This window comes from Sphingomonas zeae (genome assembly GCF_014197135.1).
In the GTDB taxonomy this organism is placed as follows: Bacteria; Pseudomonadota; Alphaproteobacteria; order Sphingomonadales; family Sphingomonadaceae; genus Sphingomonas; species Sphingomonas zeae.
This window is the reverse complement of sequence record NZ_JACIFA010000004.1, coordinates 248910-264929: the sequence shown is the minus strand read 5'-3', so window position 1 is coordinate 264929 and position 16020 is coordinate 248910. Positions and strand designations below refer to the sequence as shown.

Annotated in this window: 16 protein-coding genes and 3 tRNA genes; 9 read left to right on the top strand and 10 right to left on the bottom strand. The window is 66.8% G+C overall.

Annotated features, from left to right (window positions below; translation table 11 throughout):
- Positions 1-93: 93 nt before the first annotated feature.
- The 4 genes from lldD to dapB form a co-directional block, all read right to left on the bottom strand.
- Entirely contained in the window at positions 94-1224 is a 1131-nt protein-coding gene (lldD, locus tag GGR45_RS08320) for an FMN-dependent L-lactate dehydrogenase LldD (RefSeq protein WP_175311566.1), read from the bottom strand.
- A gap of 291 nt (positions 1225-1515) precedes the next feature.
- Positions 1516-1592 (bottom strand) — tRNA-Arg (locus GGR45_RS08315).
- Positions 1593-1638: 46 nt separating this feature from the next.
- Positions 1639-2307 carry an endonuclease III gene (nth, locus tag GGR45_RS08310; protein ID WP_175311567.1) on the bottom strand — a complete coding sequence of 223 codons (669 nt, stop codon included), beginning with the start codon at positions 2305-2307 and terminating at the stop codon, positions 1639-1641.
- Positions 2308-2312: 5 nt separating this feature from the next.
- Positions 2313-3041: a 4-hydroxy-tetrahydrodipicolinate reductase gene (dapB, locus tag GGR45_RS08305; protein WP_175311568.1), complete on the bottom strand. Its 729-nt coding sequence runs from the start codon at positions 3039-3041 to the stop codon at positions 2313-2315.
- A 445-nt stretch (positions 3042-3486) separates the two neighbouring features.
- Here dapB and GGR45_RS08300 point away from each other — a divergent pair, with 445 nt between their 5' ends.
- On the top strand, positions 3487-4188 hold the full coding sequence (locus GGR45_RS08300; protein ID WP_175311569.1) for an NAD-dependent deacylase: 702 nt from the start codon (positions 3487-3489) through the stop codon (positions 4186-4188).
- Here the strand turns inward: GGR45_RS08300 and GGR45_RS08295 are convergent.
- Both GGR45_RS08295 and GGR45_RS08290 read right to left on the bottom strand, forming a co-directional pair.
- Positions 4178-4984, bottom strand: a complete 807-nt coding sequence (locus tag GGR45_RS08295; protein ID WP_217497966.1) for a 3'(2'),5'-bisphosphate nucleotidase CysQ — start codon at positions 4982-4984, stop codon at positions 4178-4180. The genes GGR45_RS08300 and GGR45_RS08295 overlap by 11 nt on opposite strands.
- Positions 4971-6317, bottom strand: a complete 1347-nt coding sequence (locus GGR45_RS08290) for a TldD/PmbA family protein (protein WP_175311570.1) — start codon at positions 6315-6317, stop codon at positions 4971-4973. Before GGR45_RS08290 ends, GGR45_RS08295 begins: the two co-directional genes overlap by 14 nt.
- A 236-nt stretch (positions 6318-6553) precedes the next feature.
- Between GGR45_RS08290 and GGR45_RS08285 the strand changes: the two genes are divergently transcribed.
- Positions 6554-6718: a hypothetical protein gene (locus tag GGR45_RS08285; protein ID WP_175311571.1), complete on the top strand. Its 165-nt coding sequence runs from the start codon at positions 6554-6556 to the stop codon at positions 6716-6718.
- A gap of 71 nt (positions 6719-6789) precedes the next feature.
- Here the strand turns inward: GGR45_RS08285 and GGR45_RS08280 are convergent, their stop codons facing one another.
- The 3 genes from GGR45_RS08280 to GGR45_RS08270 all read right to left on the bottom strand — a co-directional run bounded on the left by GGR45_RS08280 (position 6790) and on the right by GGR45_RS08270 (position 7405).
- Complete coding sequence (locus GGR45_RS08280; protein WP_175311572.1) at positions 6790-7098, bottom strand: polyhydroxyalkanoic acid system family protein; 309 nt, start codon at positions 7096-7098, stop codon at positions 6790-6792.
- A gap of 104 nt (positions 7099-7202) precedes the next feature.
- Positions 7203-7276: transfer RNA gene (locus GGR45_RS08275), tRNA-Gly, on the bottom strand.
- Between the two features lie 43 nt (positions 7277-7319).
- Positions 7320-7405, bottom strand: a tRNA-Tyr gene (locus GGR45_RS08270).
- 171 nt (positions 7406-7576) lie between these two features.
- Between GGR45_RS08270 and GGR45_RS08265 the strand changes: the two genes are divergently transcribed.
- Positions 7577-9187 (top strand): M20/M25/M40 family metallo-hydrolase, encoded by a 1611-nt coding sequence (locus tag GGR45_RS08265; protein WP_175311573.1) that lies wholly within the window; start codon positions 7577-7579, stop codon positions 9185-9187.
- Positions 9187-9930, top strand: a complete 744-nt coding sequence (gene rlmB, locus GGR45_RS08260; protein WP_175311574.1) for a 23S rRNA (guanosine(2251)-2'-O)-methyltransferase RlmB — start codon at positions 9187-9189, stop codon at positions 9928-9930. Before GGR45_RS08265 ends, rlmB begins: the two co-directional genes overlap by 1 nt.
- 434 nt (positions 9931-10364) lie before the next feature.
- Here the strand turns inward: rlmB and GGR45_RS08255 are convergent, their stop codons facing one another.
- Entirely contained in the window at positions 10365-10682 is a 318-nt protein-coding gene (locus tag GGR45_RS08255) for a 2Fe-2S iron-sulfur cluster-binding protein (protein WP_175311575.1), read from the bottom strand.
- 57 nt (positions 10683-10739) lie between these two features.
- On the opposite strand from GGR45_RS08255, the gene GGR45_RS08250 reads away from it, so the two are divergent.
- The 5 genes from GGR45_RS08250 (at position 10740) to uvrB (ending at position 15898) form a co-directional block, all read left to right on the top strand.
- Positions 10740-11369 (top strand): DNA-3-methyladenine glycosylase family protein, encoded by a 630-nt coding sequence (locus GGR45_RS08250; protein WP_175311576.1) that lies wholly within the window; start codon positions 10740-10742, stop codon positions 11367-11369.
- Positions 11370-11552: 183 nt separating this feature from the next.
- On the top strand, positions 11553-12005 hold the full coding sequence (locus GGR45_RS08245; RefSeq protein ID WP_175311577.1) for a DUF2721 domain-containing protein: 453 nt from the start codon (positions 11553-11555) through the stop codon (positions 12003-12005).
- Positions 12002-12403: a DUF4345 domain-containing protein gene (locus GGR45_RS08240; protein ID WP_217497967.1), complete on the top strand. Its 402-nt coding sequence runs from the start codon at positions 12002-12004 to the stop codon at positions 12401-12403. The genes GGR45_RS08245 and GGR45_RS08240 overlap by 4 nt, the downstream gene beginning before the upstream one ends.
- A 70-nt stretch (positions 12404-12473) precedes the next feature.
- Complete coding sequence (locus tag GGR45_RS08235; RefSeq protein WP_175311578.1) at positions 12474-13640, top strand: MBL fold metallo-hydrolase; 1167 nt, start codon at positions 12474-12476, stop codon at positions 13638-13640.
- 65 nt (positions 13641-13705) lie between these two features.
- Positions 13706-15898, top strand: coding sequence for an excinuclease ABC subunit UvrB (uvrB, locus tag GGR45_RS08230; protein WP_175311579.1), 2193 nt, complete (start codon positions 13706-13708; stop codon positions 15896-15898).
- The last annotated feature ends 122 nt before the right edge of the window (positions 15899-16020 follow it).

Genomic DNA, 16020 nt, shown 5'->3' with positions numbered 1-16020 from the left:
ACGGAGGGGGCGTGCCGCACAGGAATACCCGTGCGGCTATCCCCCCTCCACCACCACTTCGCGGCGGTCCCCCTCCCCCGTACCGGGGAGGAGTCAGGCCAAGGCCGTCCGGTCGATCTCCGCAATGGTACGCACGCCGGTCAGCGTCATCGCGACCCGCATCTCGGCCGCAAACAGGCGCAGCAGGTTGGCGACGCCCGCTTCTCCGTCCGCCGCCAGCGCATAGATGAATGCCCGGCCCAGCATCACCGCATCCGCACCCAGCGCCAGCATCCGGACCACATCCAGCCCGGACCGCACGCCCGAATCCGCCAGCAGCTTCAACTCGCCCGCCACCGCATCGGCGATGCGGGGCAGCGCGCGCGCGGTCGAGGAAACGCCGTCCAGCTGCCGCCCGCCATGGTTGGACACGACGATCCCATTCGCGCCGAACCGCACCGCGTCGCGCGCATCCTCGGGATCGAGAATGCCCTTGATCACGATCGCGCCCTTCCACATGTCGCGAATCCATTCCAGGTCGCGCCACGCGATCGAGGGGTCGAAATTGGCGCCCAGCCAGCCGATATAATCCTCCAGCGCGGTCGGCGCGCCGCGATAGGCCGAGATATTGCCCAGATCATGTGGCCGCCCGCGAAGCCCCACATCCCAGGCCCAGCGCGGATGCGTTGCCGCCTGCACCATCCGCCGGAACGCCGCGTTCGGCCCCGACATGCCCGAATGCGCATCGCGGTAGCGCGATCCCGGGACCGGCATATCGACGGTGAAGACCAGGGTCGTCACCCCCGCCGCCTGCGCCCGCTCCAGCGCATCGCGCATGAAGCCCCGGTCCTTCAGCACGTAAAGCTGGAACCAGATCGGTGCGGAGGATGCTGCCTGCACTTCCCGGATCGCGCAGACCGAGACGGTCGACAATGTGAACGGCACCTGCGCCGCCGCCGCCGCCCGCGCCGCCTGTACCTCGCCGCGCCTCGCATACATGCCGGTCAGTCCGACCGGCGCCAGCACGACCGGCATGGCGAGCGAGGTGCCGAACAATTCGGTCTCCAGGCTCAGATCAGCGACGTTGCGCAGCACCCGTTGGCGCAGTTCGATCCCCGCCAGATCGTCGACATTATGGCGCAGCGTATGTTCGCCGTTCGCACCACCATCAATATAGTGAAACAGGAACGGCGGCAGGCGGCGACGCGCGGCCTCCCGATAATCGGTCGGGGCGGAAATAATCATTGCTCGAGCAGCCTCATTTCTCCACGCGCGGAATGCCGGGACGGGCCTGCACTCCGCTGACGGGGCGCTCTTATCGCGTGGCGTCGCGGCTTTCCATGCATCTTCCCGCGAGGAAGCCGTAAGGCGGCTGCCCGGCGCTTCGTCGAAGCAGAGTGCTCGAACCAACCAATCAACTCATGGACCGATCACAGCACTGATAGCGCCGCAGGCGAAATGCTGATGGCGAACCTTCGCGAAAGGTTCGCCAGTGACAGCGCCAAGCACTTGAAAGCCAACTGAAAATGGAAAAGCTGGCGCACCCGACAGGATTCGAACCTGTGGCCTCTGCCTTCGGAGGGCAGCGCTCTATCCAGCTGAGCTACGGGTGCGTGGGCTGGCCGACTAGCATCGCCAGTTCCACCGCGCCAGCCCTTTTTACGACGCCGCCGCTTTTCCGCTCCCGGCCCCTGGCGCCGGGGGCTTGGGGCGATAGGCGCACAGGTCCTCGACCGGGCAGCGCCAGCATTCGGGGCGGCGCGCCTTGCAGATATAGCGGCCGTGCAGGATCAGCCAGTGATGCGCATGGACCCGAAACGGCGCCGGCGTGGCCTTGTCGAGCTTCAACTCGACCGCGAGCGGCGTCTTGCCTTTGGCCAAGCCCGTGCGATTGCACACGCGGAAGATATGGGTGTCGACCGCGAAGGTCTCGTGCCCGAAGGCGACGTTGAGCACGACATTGGCGGTCTTGCGCCCGACACCCGGCAGACGTTCCAGCGCCTCGCGATCCTCGGGCACTTGGCCGCCATAATCGTCGACGAGCATCTGCGACAGGGCGATGACGTTCTTGGCCTTGGTATTGAACAGCCCGATCGTCTTGATGTGCTGTTTCAGCCCGTCCTCGCCCAGGTCCAGCATTTTTTCGGGCGTGTCGACCTCGGCGAACAACGCGCGCGTGGCCTTGTTCACTCCGATATCGGTCGCCTGCGCCGACAGCGCGACCGCGACGACCAGCGTATAGGGGTTGCGATATTCCAGCTCGGTTTCGGGATGCGGGTTTGCCTCCGCCAGCCGGTGGTAGAATTCGACGACGTCCGCCTTCTTCATGCCCCTTACAGACCCAGCACGTCGCCCATGCGATAGCGCCCCGGCGCCTGCCCCGCGAGCCACAGCGCGGCGCGCACAGCGCCACGTGCGAAAATGGTGCGGTCCTGCGCGAAATGACCCAGCGTCACCCGCTCGCCCTCGCCCGCGAAGATCACCTCATGGTCGCCGATCACCGATCCACCGCGCAGCGCCGCCATGCCGATCGTCCCCTCGGTCCGCGCGCCGACCAATCCCGCGCGGCCATCGACACGCAGCTCGGACAGGCTATGCCCCCGCCCCGCCGCCGCCGCCTCGCCCAGCAGCAGCGCGGTGCCCGAGGGCGCATCGACCTTGTGCCGGTGATGCATCTCGGTGATTTCGATATCCCAATCGGTGCCCAGCCGAGCAGCCGCCTCGCGCACCAGATTGGCGAGCAGCGTGATGCCGAGCGAGGTGTTGCCGGTCTGAAGCACCGCGATCTCGGTCGCGGCGGCGTCGATGGCCGCGTGCTGCACCGGGGAAAGGCCGGTGGTGCCGATCACGATGGGGGTCCGCGCCGCGCGGGCGGCCGCCAGATGCGCGTCGAGCGCCCCCGCGATCGAGAAGTCGACCAGCACGTCGGCAGTCTCGGCCAACGCGACCGGATCATCGTGCGAATCGCACCCCCCCGCCAGGGTCGCACCCTCACCCTCGATCAGGTCGGCAATGGCGCGGCCCATGCGACCGGCGCTGCCATAGATGCCGATAGCGGTCATGCGGAGGCCTTGGGCGACAGGAGGATGCGGGTCGTCATGAGCGGCTCCATTACACAGGTTGCGGTCGAGGGAAACCGGCTGCGATACGCCCCGTTCAACGGCCGGCGGGAGGCTCCGGGGCCATCGCTGTGCCACTTTCTGACGTTGATCTGGTCGTCGGATATCAAGTTGTGTCCCTATCGGAATGGGTCGCAGCTTATCGGGATGCGTCACCACCTTGCCGGGCTGCGGCGCGGCGGTTTGGGGTGGCGGCCGCGTCGGTGATGATCTCGGACACGGACATAAGCCTATGCACAGGGGATAGCCCCGAGCCTCCATCTTAGGCGCGAATCCGTCCGGTCAAGACAAGGGCCAGCCCACGAGCCATCGGGAATGCTAGCCGCCCAAGCGAAACGTCCGCTTCTCCCCATTCCCGACAAAGCAGACACAGCCTATCCTCACCACCATGCATCCCGTCCGCAACATCGTCATCCTCACCGGCGCAGGCATCTCCGCAGAATCCGGTATCGCCACCTTTCGTGGCCCCGGCGGGCTGTGGGAGGGGCACCGGGTCGAGGATGTCTGCACGCCCGAAGCGCTGGCCGCCGATCCTGAGCTGGTTCACCGTTTCTACGACCTACGGCGGGCAGCGCTGTCCGGGGTCGCGCCCAATGCGGCGCATGAGGCGCTGGCGCGGCTGGACCGCGAGTGGCCGGGCGACTTGCTGATCGTCACACAGAATGTCGACGACCTGCACGAGCGGGCGGGCGCGACGCGGATGCTGCATATGCATGGCGCGCTGAAGCGGGCGCTGTGCGCGGCCTGTGGAGAGCGGTTCGACTGGCAGGGCGATTTGCCGCCCGGCACGCCCTGCCCCGCCTGCGCCGCACCGCGCATGCGGCCCGACATCGTGTTCTTCGGCGAGATCCCCTATCATATGGACCGGATCGAGGCAGCGCTTTCCGAGGCCGACCTGTTCGTGTCGATCGGCACCTCGGGCGCGGTTTATCCGGCGGCGGGGTTCGTGCGGATGGCAAGCGCCCATGGCGCGCGGACACTGGAGCTCAATCTCGATCGGTCGGAGGGCAGCGGCTGGTTCGACGAAAGCCGCCTCGGCCCGGCGGGGCGGCGCGTGCCCGAATGGGTGGAGCAGATGCTCAGCGCGTGACGGGGACGATAACCTCGCGGGCACGCGGCGCGAGCCGCTCGACCGCCGCATCCTGAAGCCCGCGCGCCGTCACCAGCACGCCAAAGGCGCGGGGATCGGGCTTGTTGAAGAGCAGCGGCTGGCCCAGCGCATCGGCGACCCCTGCCCCGGCTTCCGATGCGATCAGGGCGGCGGCGGCGATGTCCCACTCATTGCCCCAGCGTAAGGTCGCGACCAGATCGGCCTCGTCGGCGGCGACCATGGCAATGCGCAGCGCGATCGAGTTGGGCTTGAACACGGCGACCAGATCGCGGTCGGCCTTGGGCAAGGCATCGACCGGCACGCGCGCGCCCGGCATCTGGCGGCAATAGCCCGCGCTCAGCGGGCTACCATTGCGGGTCGCGCCGTGCCCCGCCCGCGCCAGCCACAACTCGCCGCGGGCGGGCGCGGCCAGCATCCCGACCACGGGCCGACCATCCTCGACCAGCGCGACGGAGACCGCCCAGCCCTCCCGCCCGCGAATATAGTCGCGCGTCCCGTCGATCGGGTCGACCACCCAGACGCGCCGGGCCGCCAGCCGGTCGGGCTTGTCTGCCGTCTCCTCCGACAACCAGCCCGCATCGGGGATCAGCGCGTGGAGCCGCGCGTACAGCATCCGGTCGACATCCAGATCGACCTCGCACACCGGGCTGCCCGGGGTCTTTTCCCATCGGTGAAAATCGGTACGCCAACGGGCCAACGCCATCGCCGCCGCCTCACGCACCGCCGCCACGATTGCAGGAATCAGGTCTGGCGGGATCGGGTCAGCCGCCGGCAACCGTCATTCCATCGATGCGCAGCGTCGGCACATTCACGCCATAGCGGAACTCCAGATCATTGGCCGGGGTCATGCCGAGGAACATATCCTTCAGATTGCCTGCCACAGTGAACTCCGCAACCGGCTCTGCGATCCGTCCGTTCACGATGCGAAAGCCCGCCGCGCCGCGGCTATAGTCGCCGGTGACGGGGTTCACACCGCTGCCGATCAACTCGGTGACATACACGCCGTCGACAATATCGGCGATCAGCGTGTCGACCGGCACGCGCCCCGCCGCCATATATAGGTTGCTGGTCGACACGCCCGGCGCGCCGCTGGTGCCGCGCGCAGCATGGCCGGTGGGCTCCAGTCCCAATTGCCGGGCCGAGGCGGAATCGAGCAGCCAGGTTTCCAGCACCCCGTCCTCGACGATCGCGGTCGGCGACACCGCCAGCCCCTCGCCGTCAAAGGGGCGTGAGCGCAGGCCGTGCGGGCGGTGGGGATCGTCCTCGATCCGGATGCCGGCCGCCATCACCTGCTCCCCCAGCCGATCGAGCAGGAAGCTGGTCCGGCGCGTGATCGCCGCCCCCGCGATCGCCGAAACGAGATGCCCGACCAGCGACGATCCGACACGGGGGTCATAGACGACCGGCATCGCGCCGCTCACCAGCTTACCCGGATGGAGCCGCGCGACCGTCCGTTCACCCGCGCGGGCGCCGATCGCCTCGGGGCTTTCCAGCAGGCGGCGCAGGCGCGCGCCGTGATGGGCGTAGTCGCGCTGCATGCCTGCGCCCTCGCCTGCAACCACGCTGACGGACAGACCGTAGCCGGTGGCGGCATAGCCCGCCGCGAAGCCATGGCTGGTCGCCAGCGCCGAGACGACGCGCGAGGCCGACGCGCCCGCCCCTTCGGAATTGGTCACGCCCGCCACGGCGCGCGCAGCCTCTTCGGCTTCGAGCGCGGCGGCACGGAGCGACTCTGGCGCGACCTCGCCGCCATCATCCAGGTCGAGCATGGGCGGTGCGCCGTGCAGCAGCCGTTCCTCGGGCGCGAGGCCCGCCCAGCGATCCTCGGGCGCCTCGCGTGCCATGGCTACGGCGCGCTCGACCGTCCGGTCCATCGCGTCGCCGGACAGGTCCGAGGTCGACACGCTGGCCGAACGCCGCCCGACGAAGACGCGAAGGCCCAGTTCCTCGCTCTCGGACCGGCCGACATCCTCCAGCGCACCGAGACGAACGGATACTTCCAGCGCGGCATCGGCGGCAAAGATCGCGTCGGCGGCATCGGCTCCGGCGGCGCGGGCACGGGCGACGATATCGGCGGCCCGGTCGCGGGCTTGTTCGGGGGTCAGCATATGAACGGACTTAAGGGCGCTTGGACAGGGATGCCAGTCCTCGTGGCGTCACGAGACCGACTTGCGCGCCTATCCGGGCCTCAACCGCCAACGCCAGGCTGGGCCGCGACACCGCGTGACCATCGGCCGCCAGGTGACGGGCCGTTCCGATCGTCCGCTGAACCGCTGGACGACCGGCGCGTTGGAGCGACATGGCTTTACATTCGCCCCGCCCCCATCCCGTCTCTCAAAAGGCGATGCTTCGCGTCTCCGCCGGGCGCGCCCTCGACATGCGCGCCCATCTGCGGGTCACGAGCGGCGGCCTGCTCGCCATCGGCGGCCTCGTCTCGTCCATTCTGCTGTCGACGGCGGTGCTGGTCGGCGTCGCGACCCGGCACCTGTCCCATCGGAATCGCCCTTAGCCTGGAGCGATAGGGCGTTTTGGCCGCATCCCGGCGATCCCTTTGCCCCCCGTGTCGGGTCGAAAAGGGAATTAGGCCTTGGCGAGCATCTTTTCCGCGCTGGTCTTCACGAAATCGCTGATCGGCCCCGCCATCATCGACAACATCATCGGGATCGTCACCGTGCCGCGCAGCGCGTCGTCGGCGATCTCCATATCGGCCTTCACCGTCTGGCTCATGGCGATGATGGTCAGGATCAGCCGGTCCTCGGCGGGCCATTCGGACGTCACCTGACCGCCCCCGGGGATATGCGCCTCCAGCTTGGGAAGCCCCTGCTCGATCCGCCGCCGCGCTTCGGCATGACCCAGGTCGTGGGGGATGTCGAAATTGACCGATGCCATTACGCGAACTCTCTTTTATTCTTAAAACGAGAGCCGCGTGGCGCGGTTTGCCGCGAGGGTCAAGCGCGACAACGAAAATCTTTCGGGGAAGAACCGGATATGGATGGAGCGGGTAACGGGAATCGAACCCGTGTATTCAGCTTGGAAGGCTGCTGCACTACCATTGTGCTATACCCGCTCAAGTCCAGCGCCGCTTCTCGACCCTAGCCGATCGGCGGGGATGGTGGAAGGGACTGGATTCGAACCAGTGTACGCTCACGCGGGCAGATTTACAGTCTGCTGCCTTTAACCACTCGGCCACCCTTCCGGGGTGTCACTCCATCGGAGCGAGGCGCGCCCAATGCCGAAGCCGAACGCGGCTGTCAACGCCGTTTTATGCGTTTTCCGCACGGCATGGCTGATCGGGTTGCTTGCATGTCCCGTGATCGGGACATAGCCTCTGCCTCATAGCAGAATTTCCCGGGGGTTCTCGAATATCATGCGCACACACTTGCTTGCCGCCGTCGCGGCTGTCGCCCTTTTGCCTGCCGCCGGCGCATCCGCGCAGGATCGGGGCGCCGCCAATCGCATCATCGACGAGGGGATGAATCACAGCCAGGTGATGCAGACCGCCGAGCATCTGACCGATGTGATCGGTCCGCGCATGACCAACAGTCCCGCCATGCGCGCCGCAGAGGGCTGGACCGCCGAGCAGTTCGCCAAATGGGGCCTGAAGAACGTCCATAAGGAGGGCTTCGCCTTTGGGCGTGGCTGGTCGATCGAGCGGGCGAGCGTGCGCATGGTGTCGCCCCGCCCTCTGCAACTGACGGCGATCCCGATCGCCTGGACGCCCGGCACCAACGGCGCGGTGACCGCCCCCGTGATCGTCGCGCCCATGAAGCGCGAGCGGGACTTCGACAAATGGCGGGGCCAGCTGCGCGGCAAGATCGTGATGGTGTCGCTGCCGGGCACGGGTGACGAGCCCGGGTCCGCGCCCTTCCGCCGCCTGACCGGCGAGGACATCACCAAACTCGACCTGTACGTCCAGCCCGAGCATGATCCCGACAGCGCCGACCGCCGGCTGAAGCGGCTCGACTTCGCGCAGAAGCTCGACGCCTTCCTGAAGGCCGAGGGCGCGGTCGCTTACGTCACCCAGAGTTATCGCGACGGCAAGCTGGTCCACGGCGAGGGCTATCTGTTCGGGCGGGGCGAGACACCCGTGGTGCCCGGTATCGAGCTGGCGGCCGAGGATTATCGCCGGCTTGCACGTCTGACCAAGATCGGCCCCGCGCCGACGATCGAGGTGCTGAGCGACGTCCGCTATGACGACAGCGACGTCAACGCTTACAACATTATCGCCGAAATCCCCGGCACCGATCCCAAGGCGGGCTATGTGATGGCGGGCGCGCATCTCGACAGCTGGGTCGCGGGCGACGGCGCGGCCGACAATGCGGCGGGCAGCGCGATGGTGATGGAGGCGGCGCGTATCCTGGCCGCCACCGGCCAGCGGCCTCGGCGTACCATCCGCTTCGCGCTCTGGTCGGGCGAGGAGCAGGGCATTCTGGGCTCCATGGCCTATGTCGAGCAGCATCTGGCGACGCGCGGCCGCCCCGGCGACGCGCCGCAGACCGGCCTGAAGCGCTATTATGGCTGGACCAATCGCTGGCCGATCACGCCCAAGCCCGGTTACGGCGACCTCGCGGCCTATTTCAACATCGACAATGGCTCGGGCAAGCTGCGCGGGATCTATGCCGAGAACAACCCGGCGGCGGTGCCGATGCTGAAGGAATGGCTGTCGCCCTATGCCTCGATGGGGGCGGGCAATGTGGTGCAGCGGACGACCGGCGGAACCGACCATGTCTTCATGCAAGCGGTCGGCGTGCAGGGTTTCCAGTTCATCCAGGACCCGCTGGATTATGGCAGCCGGACCCATCACAGCTCGGCCGATACCTTCGACCATCTGAAGGGGGACGACATGCGTCAGGCTTCGGTCGTCCTCGCCGGGGTCTTGCTCGCGGCGGCGAATGCGGACAAGGCGTTGCCGCGCCCGCCGGTTCCGACCCAGCCGGCGGCGACCAATCCCTTTAGCTTTACGGATACCGACGACTGATGGCACGCCGAGGACATCGCCCCAGCCAGGCTTCATCCAACCGCCCCCGCTTCTGGGGGCGGCATGCGGTGACGGCGGCGCTTGCCAACCCGAACCGCACCGTGCGCAAGATCTGGGGCACGCGCGAGGCGCTGGCCGCGCTCGACCTGCCGCCGGTGGTGCCGATCACCTATGCCGATGCGGCGGACCTGGGCCGCCTGGTGCCCGCTGATGCGCCGCATCAGGGCCTGGTGGCCGAGGTCGATCCGCTGGAGGATATGTGGCTGGGCGACCTGCTGCACGAAGGGCAGGACGATCAGCGGCCGCTCGTCGTGCTCGACCAGGTGACCGACCCGCACAATGTCGGCGCGATCCTGCGCTCGGCCGCCGCGTTCGACGCGCTGGGTATCGTGACCCAGGATCGCCACGCGCCGCCCGAATCAGGCACGGTCGCGCGGTCGGCGAGCGGTGCGCTGGAGACGGTGCCGTGGATTCGCGTGGTGAACTTGGCCCGTGCGCTCGACGAGATCGCCGAAGCAGGCTTCTGGCGCATCGGCCTGACCGGCCACGCCAACCAGACGCTGGCCGAGGCGATGGGCACGCAGCGCATCGCCATCGTGCTGGGCGCCGAGGGCGAAGGCATGCGCCAGAATACCGAGGCGCATTGCGACGAACTCGCCAAGCTGCCGATCAGCCCGAAGGTGGAGAGCCTGAACGTCTCCAACGCGGCGGCGATCGCGCTGTACGCGGTGGCGGCGCGGTGATGTGTTGGGCGGCGGGGGCTGTCCCTGCCGCCTTTTTGCACATGGCGAAGGGCGGGGCGTGCGCTTCGACTTCGCTCAGCGTGAACGGCTGTCGGTACGCGCGGCCCCCATCCCCCTCCTCCGTTCAGCCTGAGCGAAGTCGAAGGCCACGGGATGAAGGTTCGCGCGGAGGCGCGGAGACGCGGAGATGATGTGTCTGGCCGCAAGGCCTCTCTATCCTCTCGGGCCGCCGCAAAGTCTGCCGGTCATGATGGCAGGCTTCGGTCGCGCCGCGCGACACATCTCCGCGCCTCCGCGTCTCCGCGCGAACACAATCTCTTAGATAAGCTGGAACGTCGCCAAACAGGACGCCGCCTCTGCGTCCTCCGCGCCTCTGTGCGCATAAAAAAGGCGGGGCCATAACCCCGCCTCCGACGTTCCGACGCAATGCGCTGTCAGTCCTCCGCTGCGATCCGCACCCGCATCCCGTCCTGCGCTTCACCAAAAGGCAGCTGGCAGGACAGGCGCGAAGTCGAATCCCGATCACCGGTCGAATCGAGTAGGTCGTCCTCATCCGGCCCGATCGCGGGCAGCGTGTCGGCAAAGGCCGGGTCGACATGCACATGGCAGGTCGCGCAGCTGCAGCATCCGCCGCACAGCGCCAGCAGTTCGTCGACACCGGCGTCGCGGATGACCTCCATCACCGACAGACCGGCCTCGCCGTCGATTTCGCGTTCTTCCCCGTCGCGGGTCACGACGATAAGCTTGGGCATGTCCATTCTCCTTGTCGGCAGCGGCTCTGCCGGGCCTGAACGCGCGGATCAAGCATCATGGGGCTAAGCGCCGAACAGATTCGCGAAAGCATGGATGCACTCGCGGCCATGGAGCCTGCCATTGCCGCCGCGCTGGGGCGGATCGGCTATCCCGCCCCCCGCATCCGCGCGCGGGGCTATGCGACGCTGGTCCGGACCATATTGGGCCAGCAGGTGTCAGTCGCGTCGGCCGATGCGCATTGGCGGCGGCTGAACGCCTTGCTGGGCGATGCGACTGATCCGACACGGATGCACGGCGTCAGCGACGAGGAACTGCGTGGCGCAGGCATATCGCGGCAAAAGGCGGGCTATCTGCGCAGTCTGGCCGAAGAGGTGACGAGCGGCCGCCTGAACCTGGCCGAGCTTCCGCAAGATGACGAGGAAGCAATCGCGCAGCTCGTCCGGGTGAAGGGAATCGGCCGCTGGTCGGCGGAGGTCTATCTGCTGTTCGCCGAAGGGCGGACCGACATCTGGCCGGCGGGCGACCTGGCCGTGCAGATCGAGATGGGGCGCATCCTGGGTCACGACGCCCGGCCTTCGGAAAAATTGGTCCGCGAACTCGCCGAGGCGTTTCGTCCGCACCGTAGCGCGCTCGCCATCTTCACCTGGCATCACTACGGCGCGGGGGCCGACGCCGCGCCGGTATGATCCTCCCCGCTCGCGGGGAGGTGGCAGGCCGCAGGGCTGACGGAGGGGGGCTTCGGCAAGGGACTGGCTCGACAGCACGCCCCCTCCACCACCCTGCGGGTGGTCCCCCTCCCCGTGCCGGGGAGGATCATTGATTCCTTTCCCCCTTGCTCCGTGCAGCCCGACGCGCCACCATTTCAGGCGATGCCCATCTTGCCAGCCGTTGCCACCATCGCCCAGACCATCCAGCTGTCGCTGGCGCCCGTCTTCCTGCTCGCCGCGATCGGGCAGTTGCTGAACGTGCTGGCCGGGCGGCTGGCGCGGGTGATCGACCGGGCGCGCGGGCTGGAAATGATGATCCACAAGATCGACGACGGTCCCGACCTGTTGCGCCACAAATGGGAGCTGCGGTTGCTCGACCGGCGGATGTCGATCATCAACGCGGCGCTGTTCCTGGCGGTGTCGAGCGCGGTGATGGCCTGTATCGTCATCGCGGTGCTGTTCATCGCCAATATCGGCAAATTCGCTATCGGCACCTGGATCGCGCTCGCCTTCATCCTTTCGGTCAGCCTGCTGACCCTGTGCCTGATCGCGTTCATGGTCGAGGTTCGCATTTCACTGCGCGCGATCCATGTCCGCAAGGAAATCCTGGATTGAGCGATATCCGGGTCGAGCGGCGTGCCTTGCAGGTCGTGGTCGCCATCGCCTGTCTGGTGCCGCTGACCATCGGCGGGATCAGCATCGTGCGCGGCCCCGGGTGGCTGGGTCATGCGCCGTCGATCCCGACCGATCTGGACAGCCAGTTCCGCTATGTCTCCGGCATCTTCTTTGCGCTGGGCCTGGCCTTTACGACCTGCGTGCCCGGCATCGAGCGCAAGGGCGCGCGGTTCCGATTGCTGGGATTGCTGGTGGTGGCGGGTGGACTGGCGCGCGCATTGTCCTGGGCAACGATCGGCGCGCCCTCCGCCGGGCATCGGTTGGGGCTGGTCATGGAACTGGGGGTCGTGCCGCTTCTTATGCTTTGGCAGGCCCGCATCGCGCGCGGTCGACGCTGAATGTCAGGAGCTTTGCGATGCGCTTTTTTGACCGGGCTTTGCCTATCGTCCGGCGCTTGAAGGCTGAAACATGAAACGCGTCGGCCGGATCGCCAAGGGGCTGGCGCTGATCCTCATCCTGCTCGGCCTGACCGCGACGATCGTCCCGCATTATCTCGACCGGCTTTATTATGTGGGGCCGGAAACCGGCCATTATGATGGCGAGCGCTTCTTCAACCCGGATGGCGATGCCGATACCCTGAGGATGCCGACACGCGGCGGGCGTGGCGGTTTTCTGTGGCGGCAGCTCACCGGCGATGACGGCCGCCCCGACTGGCCCCATGCCGTGCCGGTCCACCCATCCAAACCCGAGGCACGGGTTACGGGCCAGCGAATGGTCGCGACCTGGATCGGCCATGCGACGGTGTTGATACAGACCCAGGGGCTGAACATCCTGACCGATCCCGTCTATGCCGAGCGTGCGGGGCCGTTCGGCTTCGGCCCGAAGCGGGTGGCGATACCCGGAATTGCCTTTGACGACCTGCCCCGGATCGATGTCGTGCTGGTCAGCCACAATCATTACGACCATCTCGACCAGACGACGCTCCAGCGACTGTGGCGGCGGGACCGGCCGTTGATCATCACCAGCCTGGGCAATGACAGCGTCATCGATCAGGTCGGCGTCCCCGCCACGGCACTCGATTGGGGGCGGGAAAAGGCGATCCGGCCGGGCGTTTCGGTGGCCGTCACGCGCAACCATCACTGGGGCAGCCGCTGGTTTGCCGATCGCAACCGGGCCTTATGGTCCAGCTTCGTGGTGCGCTTGCCGGGGGGCAATGTCTTTTTCGCGGGCGATACCGGCATGGGCGACGGGCGCTGGCCGGGGGAAGCAGCGAAACTCGGCCCGGTGCGGCTGGCGCTGCTGCCGATCGGCGCATTCCGCTTCGTTCCGGGCCAGATGGCGTCGGGCAGCCATATCGGCCCGCCGCAAGCGGTACAGATTTTCGAGCGGCTGGGCGCATCGACCGCGATCCCCATCCATTGGGGTACGTTCCGGCTGTCCTATGAGGGCTATGACACGCCGCCCAAGCTGCTCGACGCGGCGATGCGCTGTTCCCGCGCGCCGGGCCGGTTTATGGCGGTTCGGCTGGGCGAGCCGGTGGAGGTCGGCCCTTTCCGGGCTGGAGGCGCACCACGGACCGGCGATGCGGCGATGCGGGCTTGCCTCGATACGGCGCGGGTTCGGGCTTTGCGATAAGCGAAGCCCACGCCACAAGATCGCAACCACTGGAACAAAAGCGCAACCGGACCCATATTCCCGGCATGGCGATCCAGATCCGTACCACCCTAGACGAGCCCGAAACCGGGGTCAGCTTCGTTCCTCACCGCCCGTCGCGCCCGGAAAAGGCCGAAGGCGGCAAGCGCTTCGAACTTGTCACGGATTACACCGCCAGCGGCGACCAGCCCGCCGCCATCGCCGAACTCGCCGCCGCCGCGCGCGCCGGCGACAAGGATCAGGTGCTGCTAGGCGTCACAGGATCGGGCAAGACCTTCACCATGGCCAAGGTGATCGAGGAATTGCAGCGCCCCGCGCTGATCCTCGCGCCCAACAAGATCCTGGCGGCGCAGCTCTATGGGGAGTTCAAGAGTTTCTTCCCCAACAACGCGGTCGAATATTTCGTCAGCTATTACGACTATTACCAGCCCGAGGCCTATGTGCCCCGGTCCGACACCTATATCGAGAAGGAAAGCTCGATCAACGAGTCGATCGACCGGATGCGCCACTCGGCAACGCGTGCGCTGCTCGAGCGCGATGACGTCATCATCGTCGCCTCGGTGTCCTGCCTCTACGGTATCGGGTCGGTCGAAACCTATTCGGCGATGATCTTCGACCTGAAAAAAGGCCAAAGCGTCGACCAGCGCGAGATCATCCGCAAGCTGGTCGCGCTTCAGTATAAGCGCAACGATGCCGCCTTCATGCGCGGCAATTTCCGGGTGAAGGGCGACAATCTCGAAATCTTCCCCTCGCATTATGAGGATTCGGCCTGGCGCGTGTCCTTTTTCGGCGACGAGATCGAGGAGATCGTCGAGTTCGATCCGCTGACCGGCAAGAAGGTCGCCAGTCTCAATTCGGTGCGCATCTACGCCAACAGCCACTATGTGACGCCGGGTCCGACGATGAAGCAGGCGGTCGAGGCGATCAAGTTCGAGCTTACCGAACGGCTCAAGGAGTTGGAGATCGAGGGCAAGCTGCTGGAACGCCAGCGGCTGGAGCAGCGGACCAATTTCGACCTGGAGATGATCGCTGCCACGGGGTCATGCAACGGCATCGAGAATTACAGCCGTTTCCTGACCGGCCGCCTGCCCGGTGAGCCACCGCCCACGCTGTTCGAATATCTGCCCGAAAATGCGGTGCTGTTCGTCGACGAAAGCCATGTCACGATCGGCCAGATCAACGGCATGTCGCGCGGCGACCATCGCCGCAAGATCACGCTGGCCGAATATGGCTTCCGCCTGCCCTCCGCGATCGACAACCGGCCGCTGCGCTTCAACGAATGGGACGCGATGCGCCCGCAGACGGTCAGCGTCTCGGCCACCCCCGGCCATTGGGAGATGGAGCAGACCGGCGGCGTCTTCGTCGAACAGGTCATCCGCCCCACCGGCCTGATCGACCCGCCGGTCGAGATCAAACCGGTCGAGGAACAGGTGCAGGACCTGATCATCGAGGCGCGCAAGACGACCGAGCTGGGCTATCGCACCCTCGTCACCACGCTGACCAAGCGGATGGCGGAGGACCTGACCGAATATATGCACGAGGCGGGGATCAAGGTCCGCTACATGCACTCCGACGTCGAGACGCTGGAGCGTATCGAGCTGATCCGCGATCTGCGGCTGGGTGTCTATGACGTGCTGATCGGCATCAACCTGCTACGCGAGGGCCTGGACATTCCCGAATGCGGGCTGGTCGCGATTCTGGACGCGGACAAGGAAGGCTTTCTGCGTTCGGAAACCTCGCTGATCCAGACGATCGGGCGCGCGGCGCGCAATGTCGATGGCCGCGTGATCCTGTACGCCGACCGCATCACCGGGTCGATGGAGCGCGCGATGCTGGAAACCTCGCGCCGTCGCGAAAAGCAGATGGCCTATAATGCCGAGCATGGCATCACGCCGCAGACGATCCGCCGCCAGATCGGCGACATCATCGCGCATGTGGCCAGCGGCGACCAGGTGACGGTGCCGATCGACGACGACCGTCCGCACATGGTCGGCCACAACCTGCGCGCCTATATCGAGGAGTTGGAGAAGAAGATGCGCAAGGCCGCCGCCGACCTCGAATTCGAGGAAGCGGGCCGGTTGCGCGATGAGATCCGGCAGCTGGAAAACGAGGAACTGGGCCTGCCCGTGCACGAGCAGAAGGCGCCGATCATGGGGCGCTCCAACGAAGGCAAGCCGGGCACGCGTAAGACGCGGTTCGGCAAGAGCAAGAAGTTCGCGAGCGGGCGAAAGGCGAATTGATTCGTTGGGGGTGGGCTGTTTGGCGGTTGCCCTCCCCCATCCCCTCCCGCCTGCGGGAGGGGAGCGTGACTGGGCGGCCGTCAGGGCTCTACGTCTGAAAGAATCCTACCACTTCCACGGAC